The sequence below is a fragment of the Nitrospirillum guaranorum genome (genome assembly GCF_034653275.1).
Taxonomy (GTDB): Bacteria; Pseudomonadota; Alphaproteobacteria; order Azospirillales; family Azospirillaceae; genus Nitrospirillum.
This window is the reverse complement of the sequence record NZ_JAYEES010000003.1, coordinates 1,896,022-1,912,679: the sequence shown is the minus strand read 5'-3', so window position 1 is coordinate 1,912,679 and position 16,658 is coordinate 1,896,022. Positions and strand designations below refer to the sequence as shown.

At 67.4% G+C, this 16,658-nt stretch carries 19 protein-coding genes, 1 tRNA gene and 1 pseudogene; 15 read left to right on the top strand and 6 right to left on the bottom strand.

Translation table 11 applies throughout. From position 1 onward, the window contains the following. Positions 1-111 precede the first annotated feature (111 nt). From UAJ10_RS17705 to UAJ10_RS17695, 3 genes and pseudogenes are all read left to right on the top strand, one after another. Positions 112-423, top strand: a complete 312-nt coding sequence (locus tag UAJ10_RS17705; protein ID WP_322916528.1) for an integration host factor subunit alpha — start codon at positions 112-114, stop codon at positions 421-423. Between the two features lie 3 nt (positions 424-426). After that, positions 427-1,202 (top strand): annotated as a pseudogene (locus UAJ10_RS29910) (MerR family transcriptional regulator). A 346-nt stretch (positions 1,203-1,548) separates the two neighbouring features. Next, a tRNA-Pro gene (locus UAJ10_RS17695) sits at positions 1,549-1,625 on the top strand. Between the two features lie 56 nt (positions 1,626-1,681). Here UAJ10_RS17695 and UAJ10_RS17690 read toward each other — a convergent pair. Continuing rightward, complete coding sequence (locus UAJ10_RS17690) at positions 1,682-2,014, bottom strand: hypothetical protein (protein WP_322916527.1); 333 nt, start codon at positions 2,012-2,014, stop codon at positions 1,682-1,684. Positions 2,015-2,195: 181 nt separating this feature from the next. On the opposite strand from UAJ10_RS17690, the gene cutA reads away from it, so the two are divergent. Further along, a complete protein-coding gene (cutA, locus tag UAJ10_RS17685; protein WP_322916526.1) occupies positions 2,196-2,528 on the top strand; it encodes a divalent-cation tolerance protein CutA in 333 nt (110 codons plus the stop codon). 2 nt (positions 2,529-2,530) lie between these two features. On the opposite strand, the gene UAJ10_RS17680 is transcribed toward cutA, so the two are convergent. Further along, positions 2,531-2,989, bottom strand: a complete 459-nt coding sequence (locus tag UAJ10_RS17680) for a CoA-binding protein (protein WP_322916525.1) — start codon at positions 2,987-2,989, stop codon at positions 2,531-2,533. Between the two features lie 106 nt (positions 2,990-3,095). On the opposite strand from UAJ10_RS17680, the gene UAJ10_RS17675 reads away from it, so the two are divergent. The 8 genes from UAJ10_RS17675 to UAJ10_RS29905 all read left to right on the top strand — a co-directional run bounded on the left by UAJ10_RS17675 (position 3,096) and on the right by UAJ10_RS29905 (position 8,414). After that, complete coding sequence (locus tag UAJ10_RS17675; RefSeq protein WP_322916524.1) at positions 3,096-3,608, top strand: PaaI family thioesterase; 513 nt, start codon at positions 3,096-3,098, stop codon at positions 3,606-3,608. 285 nt (positions 3,609-3,893) lie between these two features. Continuing rightward, positions 3,894-4,355: a 50S ribosomal protein L13 gene (gene rplM / locus UAJ10_RS17670; RefSeq protein ID WP_004273148.1), complete on the top strand. Its 462-nt coding sequence runs from the start codon at positions 3,894-3,896 to the stop codon at positions 4,353-4,355. 3 nt (positions 4,356-4,358) lie between these two features. Then, positions 4,359-4,841 carry a 30S ribosomal protein S9 gene (gene rpsI, locus UAJ10_RS17665; protein WP_050898408.1) on the top strand — a complete coding sequence of 161 codons (483 nt, stop codon included), beginning with the start codon at positions 4,359-4,361 and terminating at the stop codon, positions 4,839-4,841. A 230-nt stretch (positions 4,842-5,071) separates the two neighbouring features. Continuing rightward, positions 5,072-5,686, top strand: a complete 615-nt coding sequence (locus UAJ10_RS17660; protein ID WP_322916523.1) for a hypothetical protein — start codon at positions 5,072-5,074, stop codon at positions 5,684-5,686. Between the two features lie 132 nt (positions 5,687-5,818). After that, positions 5,819-6,601 carry a Crp/Fnr family transcriptional regulator gene (locus UAJ10_RS17655; RefSeq protein ID WP_322916522.1) on the top strand — a complete coding sequence of 261 codons (783 nt, stop codon included), beginning with the start codon at positions 5,819-5,821 and terminating at the stop codon, positions 6,599-6,601. Positions 6,602-6,774: 173 nt separating this feature from the next. After that, the gene (gene arfB, locus UAJ10_RS17650; protein WP_416235379.1) at positions 6,775-7,191 is read left to right on the top strand and encodes an alternative ribosome rescue aminoacyl-tRNA hydrolase ArfB; all 417 of its coding nucleotides are present in this window, start codon (positions 6,775-6,777) and stop codon (positions 7,189-7,191) included. 9 nt (positions 7,192-7,200) lie between these two features. After that, positions 7,201-8,247, top strand: coding sequence for a BaiN/RdsA family NAD(P)/FAD-dependent oxidoreductase (locus UAJ10_RS17645; protein WP_416235378.1), 1,047 nt, complete (start codon positions 7,201-7,203; stop codon positions 8,245-8,247). After that, positions 8,190-8,414 (top strand): NAD(P)/FAD-dependent oxidoreductase, encoded by a 225-nt coding sequence (locus UAJ10_RS29905; RefSeq protein ID WP_416235377.1) that lies wholly within the window; start codon positions 8,190-8,192, stop codon positions 8,412-8,414. Before UAJ10_RS17645 ends, UAJ10_RS29905 begins: the two co-directional genes overlap by 58 nt. Before the next feature lie 35 nt (positions 8,415-8,449). On the opposite strand, the gene UAJ10_RS17640 is transcribed toward UAJ10_RS29905, so the two are convergent. From UAJ10_RS17640 to UAJ10_RS17630, 3 genes are all read right to left on the bottom strand, one after another. Beyond that, a complete protein-coding gene (locus tag UAJ10_RS17640) occupies positions 8,450-9,355 on the bottom strand; it encodes a sterol desaturase family protein (RefSeq protein WP_322916520.1) in 906 nt (301 codons plus the stop codon). Positions 9,356-9,540: 185 nt separating this feature from the next. Next, entirely contained in the window at positions 9,541-10,539 is a 999-nt protein-coding gene (locus UAJ10_RS17635) for an SAM-dependent methyltransferase (protein ID WP_322916519.1), read from the bottom strand. A gap of 39 nt (positions 10,540-10,578) precedes the next feature. Continuing rightward, on the bottom strand, positions 10,579-11,232 hold the full coding sequence (locus UAJ10_RS17630) for a response regulator transcription factor (RefSeq protein ID WP_322916518.1): 654 nt from the start codon (positions 11,230-11,232) through the stop codon (positions 10,579-10,581). 533 nt (positions 11,233-11,765) lie between these two features. Between UAJ10_RS17630 and galU the strand changes: the two genes are divergently transcribed. From galU to pgmG, 3 genes are all read left to right on the top strand, one after another. Beyond that, positions 11,766-12,635: a UTP--glucose-1-phosphate uridylyltransferase GalU gene (galU, locus tag UAJ10_RS17625; protein ID WP_322916517.1), complete on the top strand. Its 870-nt coding sequence runs from the start codon at positions 11,766-11,768 to the stop codon at positions 12,633-12,635. Positions 12,636-12,912: 277 nt separating this feature from the next. Then, the gene (locus tag UAJ10_RS17620; RefSeq protein ID WP_322916516.1) at positions 12,913-14,232 is read left to right on the top strand and encodes a UDP-glucose dehydrogenase family protein; all 1,320 of its coding nucleotides are present in this window, start codon (positions 12,913-12,915) and stop codon (positions 14,230-14,232) included. A 30-nt stretch (positions 14,233-14,262) separates the two neighbouring features. Then, positions 14,263-15,654 carry a phosphoglucomutase/phosphomannomutase PgmG gene (gene pgmG, locus UAJ10_RS17615; protein ID WP_322916515.1) on the top strand — a complete coding sequence of 464 codons (1,392 nt, stop codon included), beginning with the start codon at positions 14,263-14,265 and terminating at the stop codon, positions 15,652-15,654. A gap of 59 nt (positions 15,655-15,713) precedes the next feature. On the opposite strand, the gene UAJ10_RS17610 is transcribed toward pgmG, so the two are convergent. Continuing rightward, entirely contained in the window at positions 15,714-16,658 is a 945-nt protein-coding gene (locus tag UAJ10_RS17610) for a CPBP family intramembrane glutamic endopeptidase (RefSeq protein ID WP_322916514.1), read from the bottom strand.

The following is a 16,658-nucleotide window of genomic DNA, read 5'->3' as shown; positions in this document are numbered from 1 at the left end:
TCTAGCCGAATCTGACAAAACTTTGGCAAACCTTTGGAATTGACGGCTTTCCCGGCTGGCATTACCGTTCCCGCAGTTGGCGCAGGGGCCACTGGTTGAGGGAGGGCACCCATGGGAGATCACACCGTCACGCGCGCTCAGTTGAGCGAAGCCGTCTACCAAGAGGTGGGGCTGTCGCGGAATGAGTCCGCCGATCTGGTGGAAAGCGTGCTGGATGAGATCGCCTCCGCCTTGGGGCGGGGGGAAATGGTCAAGATTTCTTCCTTCGGTAGCTTCTCCGTGCGGTCCAAGGGCGAGCGCATCGGCCGTAACCCCAAGACGGGGGAGGAGGTGCCGATCCTGCCCCGCCGCGTCCTGGTGTTCCGCGCCAGCCACGTGCTGAAGAACCGCATCAACGAAGTCCTGTCGGCCGACGGGCACTAAGCCATGTCCGGCACGCCCGCGCCTGAGCCCCGGATACCGGCTGAAGAGATGGCGGCCGATGATGTCGAGACCGACATGACGGATGCTACCGACGGGGAAGACGCGGACGCCGGCGCTGAAGCCGATATCCCGGATGGACCGGAGGGCGAGCCGGCGGTGATCGAGCGCGGCCGCGTGGGGGCGAAGTCGCCCACCGCCTTCCGCACCATCAGCGAGGTGTCGGCGGAACTGGACGTGCCGCAGCATGTGTTGCGCTTCTGGGAAACCAAGTTCCCTCATATCCGCCCCCTGAAGCGGGGGGCGGCCGGCGCTACTATCGCCCGGACGATGTGGAACTGCTGCGCCGAATCCAGGTGCTGCTCTACAAGGAAGGCTACACCATCAAGGGCGTGCAGCGTTTGCTGCGCACCGGCGGCGGCCGATCGCTGCCGCCCACCGGATCCCTGGGCGAATCCGCCGGTGATGCCGGCGACGCCACCGACGGTGTGGATGAGGGTTGGGTTGATCCGGCACCGCCGGCATCACCGCCGGCCCTCCGCGCGCAGCCGGAGGAGAAGCTGCGCATCATCGGCCTGTTCGACCACGATCCCGAGGCCGATCCCGAATGGTCGCGCACGCCGCCGCCCGCGCCGGAGCCTGCGGCCCCGCGCGCCCATGAGCCGCGCCGGATCCCCACGGAAAAGGGGGAAAGGGCCCTGCCGGCCCCGAAGCGTGAGGCGCTCGGCCAGGTGCTGGCCGACCTGGAAGAGATTCGCGACCTTCTGCGCCGCGTTCTGTAAGCGCTCCCCCAACTCAGTCCCACGGCTCCGCTATTGGCGATGTCGCCCGCGAGGCTGTTCCCGTCCGCCCTCCCTCGCTGGTGTCCATCGTTCAGCGGCCGCCGGGTGACGACCAGCATCGCCAAGCCGGCCCGGGAAAGATGATCGGATGCGCATCATGGACCCGCTTTGGTGGTCCGGCGCATTCCGAGCGTGCCAATGCGCAGCACTAAGCCATTGTTATTGAATGAATAAATAAGAGAATTCATTTTTTTGACGTTTAGGCGTCCAACGCCGTTGCATCTGGTGGATCTCGTGGCTATAGTCCGCGCCCGAACCGCAGCCCACTGCGGTTCACTCGAGAGGTCGGAGCGTAGCGCAGCCTGGTAGCGCATCAGACTGGGGGTCTGGGGGTCGCAGGTTCGAATCCTGTCGCTCCGACCATCTCTCGAACATGAAGACGGCGCCGGCCCCGTGAAGGGCCAGGCGCCGTTTCCATTTCAGGCGTCCGCCCTTCCTTCAGCCGTCGTGCCGGCCGCCTTCCTGCGCGCCGGGACCTTGCCGCACACGGCGCGGCCGGCATCCGTCAGCCGGCAGACCAGCCAGTCGGGCTTCAGCGGGTTGCTGAACCAGGGGGTGGCCCAGCCGGCCTCCAGACAAGCCTTCACCGTGGCGGCGGTCACCTTGCCGCCGTCCGGCCAGAACAGGGGCAGCTTGCCGCCGGCCTGGTCCAGGCCGCGCCGCAGCCAACGCTTCTGCACGGGTGTGGGCAGAAGCGGGGGCGGGGCCTCGTGCGTGGATGTTTCAGGAACAGCTGCCTTGCCGCGCGCCATGCCCACTCTCCCCGTCCATTGGACCCCGTCATCGATCGGCCGTTGGGAATCGCCACGCCCTTTGGGCCATGGCGCGTGCCCGTATGGTATCTTACGCTGACGGGGCCGGGCGTCAAACGGGCCCCGTGCTGGGGCCTTGAGAGGCATCCGGGCGGAATATCTTCGAACCGAGAGGTGGGTGATGGCGGCGTTCCTGGTCTATATGACGGCAGCCTCGACAGAGGAGGCGGAGACCATCGGCCGGGCGCTGGTGGAGGAGCGGTTGGCCGCCTGCGTCAACATCCTGGGCGCCAGCCAGTCCATCTATCGTTGGAAGGACGGGGTGGAGACGGCGGCGGAGGTGGCCTTCATCGCCAAGACCCGCGCCGACCGGTTCGAGGCCCTGACCAAGCGCGTCAAGGCCCTGCACAGCTACGACACGCCCTGCATCGTCGCCCTGCCGGTGGTGTCGGGCAATCCGGGCTTCCTGGAATGGATCGCCGCCTCGGCCGCACCCGACCCCGCCGGGGACTGAGCTCAGTCGCGTGCCGGCAAGCCGTCGGGGAACAGGCGCGGCAGGTCGATCTTGGGACAGCGGTCCTGGATGACCGTGGCGCCCAGCGCCCGCGCCTCGGCGGCCGATTCCTCATGGCTGACGCCCAGCGGCATCCAGATATAGGGAATGCCGCGCCGCGCCGCCTCCACCACGAAGGGGGCTATGGCCGGGGCGGCGCGGAAGATTTCAACGAAGTCCACGCCGGTGCCACCCTCTTGGACGGGCAGGTCGGCCAGGGTCGCCAGCACAGGCTCGCCCAGGATGGTGGTGCCGGCGTGGGCCGGGTGCACCGGGATGATCTTGTAGCCGTATTCCCGCTGCATGAAGGCCGGCACATAGTGCGAGGGCTTGGCCGGGTCGGGTGATATCCCGACGATGGCCACCGTCTTCGTCTTCAGGAAGACCTCGCGCAACACGTCATCGGTGATCTTTTCGCTCATGGCCCACGGGATCCTTATGCGATAGGCCGCCCTTGGAAGGGTGTGCAGGGCGCCTGGGGACGGGTATACCGGACACCATAAATGGGATGAGGGGAGGGGTTTTGGAATGACGGACGATATGGACACTGGCCTCCACGACGCTGGCCCCGACGCGCTGGCGCCCGATGCGAAGGCGGACGACAAGCTGGCGGCGATGGGCAAGGCGCCCGTCTTCACGCCGGTGGATTTCGACCGACTGCTGGAAAGGGGGCTGCCCCAGGCCCATCGCGCCGGCATCCGGACCAAGGAGATGGGACACGGGACCATCACCCTGACCATGCCGGTGTCGGAGGACTTTCTCCGGCCGGGCGGCACCGTTTCCGGCCCCACCATGTTCGCGCTGGCGGACGTGGCGCTCTATGGCGCGGTGCTCAGCATGGCGGGGCACATCGTGCTGGCCGTCACCAGCAACATGAACATCACCTTCCTGCGCCGGCCGCCGGCCAAGCCCCTGCTGGCCTACGCCCGCATGGTGCGCATGGGCCGCAGCCTGGCCTACGGCGAGGTCACCATCCATTCCGAGGGCGAGGACGATCCCGTGGCGCACGCGACGGGCACCTATGCGATTCCGCGGGGCTGAGAGGGCGAAGGAACGGCACCGTCGGGCCATTTCGCCAATGTCCTGGATTCATTGGGGAAAACGGAAACAACGACGTTTCACGGACTTGAAAAAATCCAATAAAATCAATGGGATTGCGTTATGGGTATTATGATACCGTATGGATAACCATTTGACGGATGGTGTCTTTTTCCCGTTGACACCCGACCGTCACCGACATAAAAACCGCCCACTTCGGTGCCGGTCCCAGGAGCGGTGCCCCTGGGGCCCATTTGGGCCCGGACCTCATTTTGAGTGAGTGCGCGGATGAAAACCTTGTCTCTCAAGCCGTCTGAGATCGAGAAGAAGTGGCTTCTCATCGACGCCGACGGCCTCGTGCTGGGCCGCCTGGCCAGCATCATCTCCATGCGCCTGCGCGGCAAGCACAAGCCGACCTACACCCCCCACATGGATTGCGGTGACAACGTCATCGTCATCAATGCGGAGAAGGTGAAGCTGACCGGCAACAAGCGCAGCGACGAAATCTTCTACTGGCACACCGGTTACGCCGGCGGCATCAAGCAGCGCAGCCTGGGCCAGATCCTGGACGGCAAGTACCCGGAGCGGGTCATCGAGAAGGCCGTCGAGCGCATGATCACCCGCGGTCCGCTGGGCCGTCGCCAGATGGGTAACCTGCGCGTTTACAAGGGTCCGACGCATCCGCACGAAGCGCAGAACCCCGAGGTGCTGGACGTCGGCGCCCTGAATCCCAAGAACAAGGGGGCCTAATCCATGGCTCAGACCATCAACAGCCTGGCCGACCTGAAGCAGGGCGCCGCCGTCGTGACGACCGAGGCCGCCGAGCCGGCTCAGCCGAAGATCGACGCCCAGGGCCGTTCCTACGCCACCGGCAAGCGCAAGGACGCGGTCGCCCGCGTCTGGATTAAGCCGGGCAAGGGCCAAGTCACGGTTAACGGCCGTGACATCACCGTCTACTTCGCCCGCCCCGTGCTGCGCATGATGATCAACCAGCCGTTCCAGATCGTCGGCCGCGTTGAGCAGTACGATGTGGTGTGCACCGTGTCCGGCGGTGGCCTGTCCGGCCAGGCCGGCGCCCTGCGCCACGGCATCTCCAAGGCCCTGACCTACTTCGAGCCGGCCCTGCGCCCGCCGCTGAAGGTCGCCGGCCTGCTGACCCGCGATCCGCGCGTGGTCGAGCGTAAGAAGTACGGTAAGGCCAAGGCCCGTCGTAGCTTCCAGTTCTCCAAGCGCTGATCCCTCAGCCGTTTGGCTCCAGTTGTTTCGACTGGCGACGGAAAAGGCGTCTTCCCCCGGGGGAGGCGCCTTTTTCATTTGGCGTCCCGCGCCGTCGTGCGGGTAGGCTCTACAAAAATGCCACCAAGTGGACCTTGCGCATCCGATGGGCCTCGGCCCACCGTCGCAGGGTCGTAGGCCCATTCCAGGTTCAGGCCAGGTTCAGGGGCAGGCCCAAGGAAGGATAACGGATGCCGGATCAGAAGCCGCGCGGCCGCGTGCGCCGCGCCTTGGGCTGGCGGCCCAGCCCCCAGGCCCGCCTGTGGCTGCGCCGGTTGCTGACCCCGCTGGCGGTGGTCGCGGCCTTGGCGTACGTGCTGGTCGACGTCTGTTTCCTGCCCCTGGTGCGGCCGTTCGCCAACCGCATGGGGCGGTGGTCACCCTTCCAGGCGCTGGGCCGCTTCATCGACCGCCTGGGGCCGCGGACCACCCTGGTGCTGCTCCTGGTGCCGCTGGTGGTGCTGGAACCGGCGAAGCCGCTGGGCGCCTTCCTGATCGCCCAAGGCAAGACCCGCCTGGGTATCCTGCTGATCGTGGCGGCGGAGGTCCTGAAGCTGCTGACGGTGGAACGCCTGTTCCAGCGCAGCCGGCACAAACTGCTGACCATCCGCTGGTTCGCGCGGGTGCATGGCTGGATCGTCGGGTGGATAGACCGGCTGAAGGCGCTGCCCGCCTGGCGGGCCGTCGTGGCCTTGGCCAAAGGCATGCGGGCGATCCTGGCGCCGGCGCTGTCGGCGGCCTGGCGCCAGGCCGCGCGGTCGGCGGCCCTTGCCCGCGAACGCCGCCGGTATCGTCGCGGCGGTTAGGATATGGAACGTTTCGGAACGGCGCGTATCCAAAAGGCCTAAGGCAAAGGCTCGACTATTGGGGGCCTGCCGTAGGGCATAAGGTGGCCGCCCGCCTGCGGGTCGCCCGACAGGCATGATGGGGTTGGGTGGATGACTGTGGATGTGACGAAGGGCGGTGCCGTGGGTGGTGCGGCGGCCCGGGGGATAGTGGCCCCGGGGATCGAGAATGACCTGGCGTCGCTGCCGGCTTTTGCCCGCCTGGCGCCGGATATGCTGTCCGCCTTGGCGGCGGCGTGCCACGTCCTGCACCTGGGGACGGGTGACTTGGCCGTCCGCCAGGGGACCCCTCTCACCGATATCCACGTGCTGCTGTCCGGCACCGTGATGCTGGTCGCCGGCAATGCCGAGGTCGGGCAGCGCCGGGGACCGGAGACCACCTTCCTGCTGGTGGAGGCCCTGACCGGCGCCGCCGCCCCCGTCACCATCCGCGCGGCGGATGGGGTGCATCTATTGGTCCTGCCACGGACGGCGTTGCACATGCGCCTGGGCGATGGGGCCGACCTGGCGTTGTCGCTGATGGCCGGGCAGGCGGCGCGGGAGCGGTTCCTGGTGGAAACCGTGTCCGCCTTGCGGGACCTGTCGCTGCCCCAACGCCTGGCCGCCCATTTGCTGAAGGAACACAACGACCGCCGCGCCGGCGGTAGGCTGGACCTGGACCTGGGTGCCGTCGCCGCCGCCCTGGCCGCCACGCCGGAGGATGTGGCCTGGACCTTCGCCGACCTCCAGCGCCACGGCGTGGCGCTGGAGGGCACGACCGCCGTGCTCAAGGATTTCGACGCCCTGCGCGCGCTGGCCACCCCCGGTCCGGTGCGGCGCCGCCAGGCGGAGGAGTGGCCCGTGGCCATGTGGGACGTGGACGCGCCCGCCCCCTGAAATCGGCATGGGGCAACGGCGTGCGACGGCGGCCGGACGACGCCTCAGCCATACGGGGCCGCCGTTAGACAAGCGGGGCGGGGCCGTTTAGGATCGCGAGCCTTCATTCCCTCTCGCGTCCGTCCCGTCCCATGTTGCCACCATCTTCCCCGCCGCCGTTCCAGGGCCCGACCGTGCTGGTCGCGCCGGGGATCCGGCTGGCCGAGGCGGAGTTGCAGGAAAGCTTCCTGCGGGCCGGCGGCCCCGGCGGGCAGAACGTGAACAAGGTGGAGACGGCGGTGCAGCTGCGCTTCGATGCGGCGGCTTCGCCCAACCTGCCGCAATGGGTGAAGGACAAGCTGAAGACCCTGGCCGGCCGCCGTTGGACGGGGGACGGCGTCATCGTCATCACCGCCCAGCGTCACCGCACCCAGGAGCGCAACCGCGAGGACGCGCGCGAGCGGCTGTTCGAGCTGATTCGCGAGGCCACGGTGCGCCAGGCCGTCCGCCGCGCCACCCGGCCCACCCTGGGCTCGCAGAAGCGGCGGCTGGAGGCCAAGGCCACCCGCAGCGGCGTGAAGCGCCTGCGCGGTTCCGTCGACATCGATTAAGAAGCACGCATGACCGTTTCCAGCAGCCCCGACGTCATCGTCATCGGCGCCGGCGCCGCCGGCCTGTTCACCGCCATCGCCGCCGGCAAGCGCGGCCGCCGGGTGGTGGTGGTCGACCATGCGCCAGAGGCCGGCGCCAAGATCCTGATCTCCGGCGGCGGGCGCTGCAACTTCACCAACGTGGATGCGCAGCCGGCGCGCTACCTGTCGGCCAATCCGCACTTCTGCATCTCGGCGCTGCGCCGCTACACGCCGCGCGACTTCCTGAACCTGGTGGAGCATCACGGTATCGCCTGGCATGAGAAGAAGCTGGGCCAGCTGTTCTGCGATCATTCCGCCCGGGACATCCTGGGCATGCTGCTGACCGAGGCGGCGGACGCCGGGGTGGAGCTGCGAATGGACTGCCCGGTGCGGGGCGTCCAGCGGCTGGACGAAGGCTTCGTTCTCGACACGGCCCGGGGGCGGATGACGGCGCCCAAGCTGGTGGTGGCCACCGGTGGCCTTTCCATCCCCAAGATGGGCGCCACCGATTTCGCCTACCGCCTGGCGACCCAATTCGGCCTGAATGTCGTGACCCCGCGCCCCGGCCTGGTGCCTTTCACCTTCACGCCGCAGGATCTGGCGCGGACGCAGGGCCTGTCGGGTGTGGCGCTGGACGCGGTGGTGAAGGCGGGCAAGGCCGCCTTCCGCGAGGCCTTGCTGATCACCCATCGCGGCCTGTCCGGTCCCAGCATCCTGCAGGCGTCCAGCTACTGGCGGCCGGGCCAACCCATCACCGTCGACCTCACGCCCGACCTGGATCTGGCCGAGCATCTGAAGGCGGCCAAACGGGCGCGCCCCAATGCCGAGCTGAAGACCATCCTGGGCGACATCCTGCCCCGCCGCTTCGCCGAGCGGCTGTGCGGGGAGGGCGCCGCCACGGGGGAAAAGCGGGGGAGGTGGAAAGCCGTCCCCTGCGCGACCTGTCCGACAAGGCCCTGGCGGCGGTGGGCGAGCAATTGCGGCGCTGGACCGTGGTGCCGGCCGGCACCGAGGGCTATCGCACGGCGGAGGTGACGGTGGGCGGCGTCGACACCAACGACCTGTCATCCAAGACGCTGGAGGCCAAGGCCGTGCCCGGCCTGCACTTCGTGGGCGAGGCCGTGGACGTCACCGGCTGGCTGGGCGGCTATAATTTCCAATGGGCCTGGTCCTCAGGCTGGGTCGCCGGCCAAAGCGTCTGAGGCGGCGGCACGCCGGTGCCCGATGGGAGTAGGAATCAGTCGCCGCCGGCCTCGGCTCGTGCCTCCATGACCGGCGCCTCCAGGATGGGGGCGGCCCTGTGGCGGCGGAAGGGGAAGGCCAACTGGCCCAGGAAGGTCAGCGGCACGGCGTCGGCGGTGCCGATGTCCACCGGCGGGCGGCGGTCCAGCGGCAGGAAGCGGGTGCGGAAGATCACGTCCCACAACAGCAGGTTTTCACCGTAGTTGGTGTTGCCCTCGGCCGGGATGCGGCTGTGGTGCCAACGGTGCAGATCCGGGGTGTTGAACAGCCAGTTCAGGCCGCGGCAATCCATGTCCACGTTGCAGTGGGTGAGGAAGCCGATATAGGTGGTGATGACCAGCACCCAGACGATGACCTCCTTGGGTGCGCCCACCACCATGCCCAGCGCCAGGGCGAACCCGCTGCTGAGCAGACTGTCGACGAAATGGAAGCGGCCGGTGTTCACCACCCACAGGCGGGTGACGCTGTGGTGCACGGCGTGATAGGGCCACAGCCACGACACCTCATGGCACAGTCGGTGCGCCCAATAGAGGCCGAACTCCGCGACCACCAGGCCCAGAACCACCTGGGCGGCCATGGGCCAGTGGGCGGGCCAAATGCCCCCGGCAGCCGCCGGCGCCACCTCGTTGGCGCCGATCACGGCGGCGAGGCTGGCCAGGAACTGGCCGATGCCCTTGTTCAGGGCGGTGTGGCTGATGTCCTGGCGCATCTGGCCGTCGCTCTTGGCCCATGCCGCCTCATAGGGCATCAGCCGCTCCAGCAGCAGCAACGCCGCGGCCATGCCGAAATAAGTGATGTTGTAGGTCAGGATGGGATGGCCCAGCGCGTTCCCATAGGCATAACCGGCAATGCACAGGGCCAGCAGCCCCGGCCACGCGATCCAAGAAAACACCCGGCGCATTCGTCACCCATCGCAAGCCGCCCCCGATGGTCCTCGAGGACGTAAGACGGCGGCGGGGCCTGGCGAAACCAGCCTCTGGCGTGATCCAGATTAAGACCGATCCCCCATGCGTCCAGGACCGCCCCGCCACCCTTTTGCGCTCAGACCGGCCCCCGGCGCAAGGGCCTGCATCACAGCGGAAACGGCTAAACCGCTGATGTTTCGGGCGCCAAATAAATCCAGGTCAACTCATGCTTGTTGTGCGACAGGTGCAGCAGGCGCGAGCCGGGGATGGCGGCGAAGGCGCGGGCGCTGGCGTGGTCCGTCTCCCCCTGGAACTTCAGGGTGCAGATGAAATTGCGGGCATGGCCTCCGTCCTTCCACTGCTGGACCAGGCGCAGCAATCGTTCCGGATAGCAAATGACATCGCTGCACAGCCAATCGACCGGCCCTATCGTGGCCGGATCCAGGCCGAAGGCGCTTTCCCGCCGCACGGTGACACGGGGCAGGCTGGCGATGCGCGGGTCCAGCGGCGCCTTGTCGATGGCGGTGACGCTGGCACCCAGGGACTGCAGCACCCAGGTCCAGCCGCCGGGGCAGGCGCCCAGGTCCAGGCAACGATCGCCCGGGCCCGGCATCCGCCCAGCCAGCGTCAACGCCTCCCACAGCTTGAGGTAGGCGCGATTGGGCGGCGTCGCCTTGTCCTCCACGAACGCGACCTCGCCGTTGGCGAAGGCGCTGCTGCACGCCGGGCTGGCCAGGATGGTGCCCTCGTCCAGCAGGGTCCAGGCGCCCAGGGGGGCGGTGGGGACGGGGGCGGGGAAGACCAGCGGCTTGGCCGAGACGTGCGGCAGCTGCTCCTGGATCAGCTTGGCCCGGCGATGGTGGCCGTGCTCATAAACCGCCCAGTTGCGCTGGATGGCCCGCAGGCTGCGGGCGCCGTCCTTGATGGACGCGATGGCGATACGGCGGGGCTGCAGCCAGGTGTTGATGGACCAGGCGGCCGGCCGGGGCGGCGCCTGGGTGATCACCAGGCGGCCGTGCACCGTGGCCGCCGAATTGTCCAGCTCCTCCAGCAAGGGCTCAAGGAAGCCGTCGGCGGCGAGGTAGGCGGCGCCGGGAGCGGGCGACTCGCCGCCGTCAAAAGACGGCGCCCCGGGAGCTGCGCTCGCCGGGGCGTTGGTTCCATCCGGATGACCGGTCATGTCGGTACTTCTGAAAGGTCGGAAAGCGATATCCTGCGTTTAGGGCAGAATGTCGGCCGACGCAATAACCGCCTGGGTACGGTTGCGCACGCCCAGGGAGCGCATGACGGCGGTCACGTGGATCTTCACGGTGCCCTCCGACAAGCCCAACTCATAGGCGATCTGCTTGTTGGATTTGCCCTCGCGCAGGCAGCGCAGCACGTCGCGCTGGCGCTGGGTCAGGGCGGGGGTGTTGCCGCCGCCACCGCCACCGCCGCTGGACACGCCGCCACCGCCACCCGCCGGGGCCGTGCCTTCACCATGGATGGCGGCCGGGGGCACATAGATGCCGCCGGAGAACACCAGGTTCAGGGCGCTCAGCATGATCTTCACGCTGGAGGATTTCGGGATGTAACCGGACGCGCCGGCGTCCAGGGCCGCGCGCACGTCCGCCTGGCTTTCGGAGGCGGAGACGATGACCACCGGCGTGCCGGCCTGGATTTCACAGATTTCCTGGATGCCGGAGAAGCCCGGCCAGTTGGGCATTTGCAGGTCCAGAAGGATCAGATCGAATTCCTGCTCGCCCTGCGCGAACTCCAGCGCCTCGTTGAACGTGCCCGCCTCGGTAAAGGTGGCATCGGCGCTGAGTTGGGTCAGCAGCCGGCAAAGGCCTTCGCGGAACAGCAGGTGGTCGTCACCGATCAGGATGTTCATGTCCGACTCTCGTTCAGAGGTAGTAGGGAACCAAGGTTGCCAGCGAACCCAGACGACTATGTTGTTTACGTGCGGTGGGCACGTCCGCGGCGGCTTTAGCTTCCGCCCGATGGCAGAAACCAACCGCCGTATGGATGAACAGACCCGGTTCGGGAATATTGAAGCGCCAAACTTTAAGCTAAACTACTACAAATTCCGCCCGGCCCTGTCACGCTGATTTGACTTGGGTTGGTTAATTTAAGCAACGGATTTAGGTGTGATTGAGGCGAAAGTTATCGTTTGGAGGGGCGATTCATCCAACCAACGGGCGCGGACCCCAACCATGGATATAGACACCGGCATAGGCCATCATGGGTTGGAATGGCGCTTTTTCTTGCCACGAAAGCGTCAGAAAGTCTCGTCAGCTTGATTGCGTGCCCGGATGCCGATGTGGCAGAAGGGCCCAAGGACGGGCTGTCCGGAATCGGGCGTCCCACCCACCAATTCCAATAATCCCCCGGGCAATCCGGGGCTTGAACTCCAGGGGTCGGTCTATGGTCAAGCGCGTACGCAAAGCGGTGTTTCCGGTTGCTGGTCTGGGCACGCGGTTCCTGCCGGCGACCAAGGCCATTCCCAAGGAAATGCTGCCGCTGGCCGACAAGCCGTTGATCCAACACGCAGTGGACGAGGCCAAGGCGGCCGGCATCGAAATGTTCTGCTTCGTCACCAGCCGGGGCAAAACCCCGCTGGAAGACCATTTCGACCTGAACTACGAATTGAATCAGACGCTGAAGAATCGCGGCAAGCTCGATCTCCTGAAGGTGGTCGAGGACATCCAGATCGACAGCGGCAAGATCGCCTATGTCCGCCAGTCCGAACCGCTGGGCCTGGGCCATGCCGTGTGGTGCGCCCGTGAATTCATCGGTGACGAACCCTTCGCCGTGTTGCTGCCCGACGAGCAGGTGCTGGGCGACCGTCCCTGCTTGGCTCAGATGATGGACGCCTACAGCCAGGTCGGCGGCAACCTGCTGTCGGTGTTCGAGGTCCCGCGCGAGCAGACCAACAAGTACGGCATCCTGGACATCGGCAAGGACGATGGCCGCCTGGCCGAGGTGAAGGGCCTGGTGGAAAAGCCGGATCCGGCCGAAGCGCCGTCGACCCTGTCGATCCAGGGCCGCTACATCCTGCAGCCGGAGATTTTCCACCACCTGGAACGGTTCGAGACCGGCGCCGGCGGCGAGATCCAGCTGACCGACGCGATGGCCAAGCTGATCGGCACGCAGCCTTTCCACGGCTTCCGATTCGAGGGCAAGCGCTTCGACTGCGGCGACAAGCTGGGCTTCGTCCTGGCCAACGTGGCCTACGCCCTGGAACGCCCCGATATGGCGGCCAAGGTGCGCGCCGCCCTCAAGGACATGCTCTGAGCCTGAAACGCTGGGCGCGGGTTGGCCCGGGTTAATCGCCCGGGCCACCAATTCATCCGGCCCGATAGAAGCTTAGGGGCCTGTCCCGGGGCTTTAATTCAAATCGGAAAGACCCTAAAAGGTCACATGCGCGGCACAGCCATGTCGCCTTAAATAAGGGCGCGGCCCGGCCCAGTCACCGGTGCCGCCCCTGATCCCGATGCCCCATGCCTGTGGCGCCCCCACACGGTCTATACTGGGCGCGGGAAACGGGACTACGTGACGATAGGGGATCGGTATGCGCATTGCGGTGATCGGAACAGGCTACGTCGGCTTGGTATCTGGCGCCTGTTTTTCCGAGTTCGGCGTGACCACGGTCTGCGTCGACAAGGACGCCGGCAAGATCGAGCGCCTGAACCGGGGCGAGATCCCGATCTTCGAGCCGGGGCTGGACGATCTGGTGGCCAAGAACGCCAAGGCGGGCCGTCTCAGCTTCACCACGGATCTGGCCGCCGCCGTCAAGGGCGTGGACGCCGTGTTCATCGCCGTGGGCACGCCCTCGCGCCGCGGCGACGGCCATGCCGACCTGTCCTATGTCTATGCCGCCGCCCAGGAAGTGGCGCTGGCGCTGGATCCCGACCGCTACACGGTCATCGTCACCAAGTCGACGGTGCCCGTGGGCACCGGGCGCGAGGTGGCGCGCATCATCGGGGAGACGCGGTCCGGCCTGGACTTCGATGTCTGCTCCAACCCCGAGTTCCTGCGCGAGGGCGCCGCCATCGCGGACTTCATGCGCCCCGACCGCGTGGTGATCGGCGCCGAATCGGACCGCGCCCGCGCGGTGATGAAGGCCCTGTACCGGCCACTCTACCTCATCGAGACCCCCATCGTCATGACCAGCCTGGAAACGTCCGAGCTGATCAAGTACGCGGCCAACACCTTCCTCGCCACCAAGATCACCTTCATCAACGAGGTGGCGGATCTGTGCGAGAAGGTGGGCGCCAACGTCCATGACGTGGCCAAGGGCATCGGCCTGGACGGCCGCATCGGCCGCAAGTTCCTGCACGCCGGCGCGGGCTATGGCGGTTCGTGCTTCCCCAAGGACACGCTGGCCCTGGCCCGCACGGCGGCGGACGTGGGGTCGCCCCTGCGCATCGTCGAGACGGTCATCGACATCAACGACAAGCGCAAGAAGTCCATGGCCGGCCGCATCGTGGCCGCCGCCAACGGCACCGTGGAGGGCAAGCGCATCGGCATCCTGGGCGTGACCTTCAAGCCCAACACCGACGACATGCGCGATGCGCCGTCGCTGGACATCATCCCGGAACTGCAGCGCCTGGGCGCCACCGTCCAGGCCTACGATCCCGCCGGCATGCGGGAGGCGGAGCATCTGCTGCCGGGGGTGGTCTGGTGCGCCGATGCCTATGCCGCCATCCAGGACGCCGACGTCCTGGCCATCATCACCGAATGGAACGAATTCCGCGCGCTGGATCTGGACCGGGTGCGCCGGACCATGAAGGCGCCGGTCCTGGTCGACCTACGCAACATCTACAATCCTGACGATATGAGCGCCGCCGGTTTCACCTACACGTCCATCGGCCGTCCGGCGCGTCGATAAGTCAAAGCAGCAAGGGAGCAGGTGCAAGTCATGACCGCTAATCATCGGTTCCACCCCACGGTGCTGCGCGAGTACGACATCCGCGGCGTCATCGGCAAGACCCTGGGCCCGGACGACGCCCGCGCCATCGGCCAAGGCTTCGGCACCCTGGTGGTGCGCGCCGGCGGCACCCGCGTGGCCATCGGCTACGACGGCCGCCTGTCCTCGCCGGAGCTGGAGCAGGCCTGCGTCGAGGGCCTGATGTCCACCGGCCTGGAGGTCATCCGCATCGGCCTGGGCCCCACGCCCATGCTGTACTTCACCGTGCGGCACCTGGAGCTGGATGCCGGCGTGATGATCACCGGATCGCACAACCCGCCGGACTACAACGGCTTCAAGATGATGCTGGGCAAAGGCCCGGTGTATGGCGAGCAGATCCAGGAGATCGGCCGCCTGGTGCACGGCCAGGACCTGGCGACGGGCGCCGGCTCATCCCGCCAGCTGGACGTCAGCGAGGATTACATCAACCGCCTGGCGGCCGATTATGACGGCACCCGCGACCTGACCATCGTGTGGGACGCCGGCAACGGCGCCGTGGGCCACGTGCTGCGCCGCCTGACGGACAAGCTGCCGGGCAAGCACATTCTGCTGTTCGAGGAGGTGGACGGCAACTTCCCCAACCACCACCCCGACCCGACCGTGCCGGAGAACCTGGAAGACCTGATCCACGCCGTCCACACCCACAAGGCGGATATCGGCATCGGCTTCGACGGCGACGGTGACCGCATCGGCGCCGTGGACGAGCACGGCGACATCATCTGGGGCGACCAGTTGCTGGCCATCTATGCCGCCGACGTGCTGAAGAGCCATCCGGGCGCCACCATCATCGCCGACGTCAAGTCCAGCCAGACGCTGTACGACGACATCGCCAAGAACGGCGGCAAGCCGTTGATGTGGAAGACCGGCCACAGCCTGCTGAAGGCCAAGATGGCCGAGACGGGCTCCCCCCTGGCCGGTGAGATGAGCGGCCACATCTTCTTCGCCGACAAGTACTACGGCTTCGACGACGCCCCCTACTGTGGTGTGCGCCTGGCCGGGCTGGTCAGCCGCGAAGGCAGCCTGGCCAAGCTGAAGTCGGTGCTGCCGCCCGTGTTCAACACCCCGGAAGTCCGCTTCCAGGTGGATGAGGAACGCAAGTTCAAGGCGGTGGACGAGATCGTGGCCCGCGCCAAGGCCCTGGCGGGCAAGGGCATCGAGGTCAACGACATCGACGGCGTCCGCGTGAAGACCGAGGACGGCTGGTGGCTGCTGCGCGCCTCCAACACCCAAGACGTGCTGGTGGCCCGCGCCGAGGCCTTCAGCGAGGCCGGCCTGGAACGCCTGAAGGGCAGCATCCGCGACCAGTTGAGCCAGAGCGGCATCCAGGCGCCGGAAGGCTTCTGATCCCAGGCATAGGTGTATAGAAAAAGGGCCGTGATCCCGGTGGGATCGCGGTCCTTTTTTTATGGACGAACCACCCAGCGCCGGCGCACGCCCAGATACCAGTAAAGGCCCGCCAGGACGCCCATGGTCGCCAGCACCCCGGCCACATCCTCCAGGCCCGCCGGCTTGCTCTCCGGCGCGCCCACCCCCAGCAGGGAGGGGAAGGGCGGGCCCAGCACGCCCATGACGTAGATGGCCGCCAGGTTCTGGCCCAGGTGGATGCCGATTGCGGCCTCCAGCCGGCCGGCGCGGGCCGTCACCGCCGACAGCAGCAGTGAGATGGTGAAATACAGCGCGCGCTGGTCCCACACGGCGTTGCCCCAGGATTGGGTGTGCAGGCCGGCGAACAGCAGGGCGACGGGCAGGGCGGTGATCCAGGCGCTGCCGGTCACCGCGTATAGCCCTTGGCTGATGTAGCCTCGAAACAGCGCTTCCTCCGCCGTGACCTGCAGCACCACCATCCAGCCGGTGGCGGCGGCGAAGGCCAGCACCTGGGGCCAGGGCTGGCCGCCGGGGGCGAAGGGCTCCCCATTCCAGACGTCAACCAAGCCACTGGCCACGACGGCCAGCAGCACCAGGCCACCCCACAGCACGGCGGAGCGCAAGGCCAGGCCCACATCCAGGCCGGGGGTTGGCGACAGCAGGCTGCGCAGGGGCCGCCCGTGCAACCAGCGCACCGCCAGGGCCAGGGGTAGCAGCGCGGCGGCGACGCTGCCCAGCATCGTCAGCAGATCGACGACGGCGCGCAGCCCCTCGTCCCGTTTCATCGCCCGGTCCAGATGGGTCCACTGCGGCACCTTCACCAGCACCGCGGCGATGAGGATGGCGCCCAGGATCACGATGACCAGGCCGCCGAGGAAGGCCCACCATGGTTCGCGCCGCTGGCGGGCCAGGGCCAGGAGGGAGGGGACGGCGGCGTCGCCGCCCGCCGCGAGAGGGGCCACCGCGTGATGGGCTTCCGACAC

Excerpts from the sequence above, each read along its gene's own strand:
- UAJ10_RS17705 (WP_322916528.1), top strand. The coding sequence starts at position 112 with ATGGGAGATCACACCGTCACGCGCGCTCAGTTGAGCGAAGCCGTCTAC.
- UAJ10_RS17690 (WP_322916527.1), bottom strand. The coding sequence starts at position 2,014 with ATGGCGCGCGGCAAGGCAGCTGTTCCTGAAACATCCACGCACGAGGCC.
- cutA (WP_322916526.1), top strand. The coding sequence starts at position 2,196 with ATGGCGGCGTTCCTGGTCTATATGACGGCAGCCTCGACAGAGGAGGCG.
- UAJ10_RS17680 (WP_322916525.1), bottom strand. The coding sequence starts at position 2,989 with ATGAGCGAAAAGATCACCGATGACGTGTTGCGCGAGGTCTTCCTGAAG.
- UAJ10_RS17675 (WP_322916524.1), top strand. The coding sequence starts at position 3,096 with ATGACGGACGATATGGACACTGGCCTCCACGACGCTGGCCCCGACGCG.
- rplM (WP_004273148.1), top strand. The coding sequence starts at position 3,894 with ATGAAAACCTTGTCTCTCAAGCCGTCTGAGATCGAGAAGAAGTGGCTT.
- rpsI (WP_050898408.1), top strand. The coding sequence starts at position 4,359 with ATGGCTCAGACCATCAACAGCCTGGCCGACCTGAAGCAGGGCGCCGCC.
- UAJ10_RS17660 (WP_322916523.1), top strand. The coding sequence starts at position 5,072 with ATGCCGGATCAGAAGCCGCGCGGCCGCGTGCGCCGCGCCTTGGGCTGG.
- UAJ10_RS17655 (WP_322916522.1), top strand. The coding sequence starts at position 5,819 with ATGACTGTGGATGTGACGAAGGGCGGTGCCGTGGGTGGTGCGGCGGCC.
- UAJ10_RS17645 (WP_416235378.1), top strand. The coding sequence starts at position 7,201 with ATGACCGTTTCCAGCAGCCCCGACGTCATCGTCATCGGCGCCGGCGCC.
- UAJ10_RS17640 (WP_322916520.1), bottom strand. The coding sequence starts at position 9,355 with ATGCGCCGGGTGTTTTCTTGGATCGCGTGGCCGGGGCTGCTGGCCCTG.
- UAJ10_RS17635 (WP_322916519.1), bottom strand. The coding sequence starts at position 10,539 with ATGACCGGTCATCCGGATGGAACCAACGCCCCGGCGAGCGCAGCTCCC.
- UAJ10_RS17630 (WP_322916518.1), bottom strand. The coding sequence starts at position 11,232 with ATGAACATCCTGATCGGTGACGACCACCTGCTGTTCCGCGAAGGCCTT.
- galU (WP_322916517.1), top strand. The coding sequence starts at position 11,766 with ATGGTCAAGCGCGTACGCAAAGCGGTGTTTCCGGTTGCTGGTCTGGGC.
- UAJ10_RS17620 (WP_322916516.1), top strand. The coding sequence starts at position 12,913 with ATGCGCATTGCGGTGATCGGAACAGGCTACGTCGGCTTGGTATCTGGC.
- pgmG (WP_322916515.1), top strand. The coding sequence starts at position 14,263 with ATGACCGCTAATCATCGGTTCCACCCCACGGTGCTGCGCGAGTACGAC.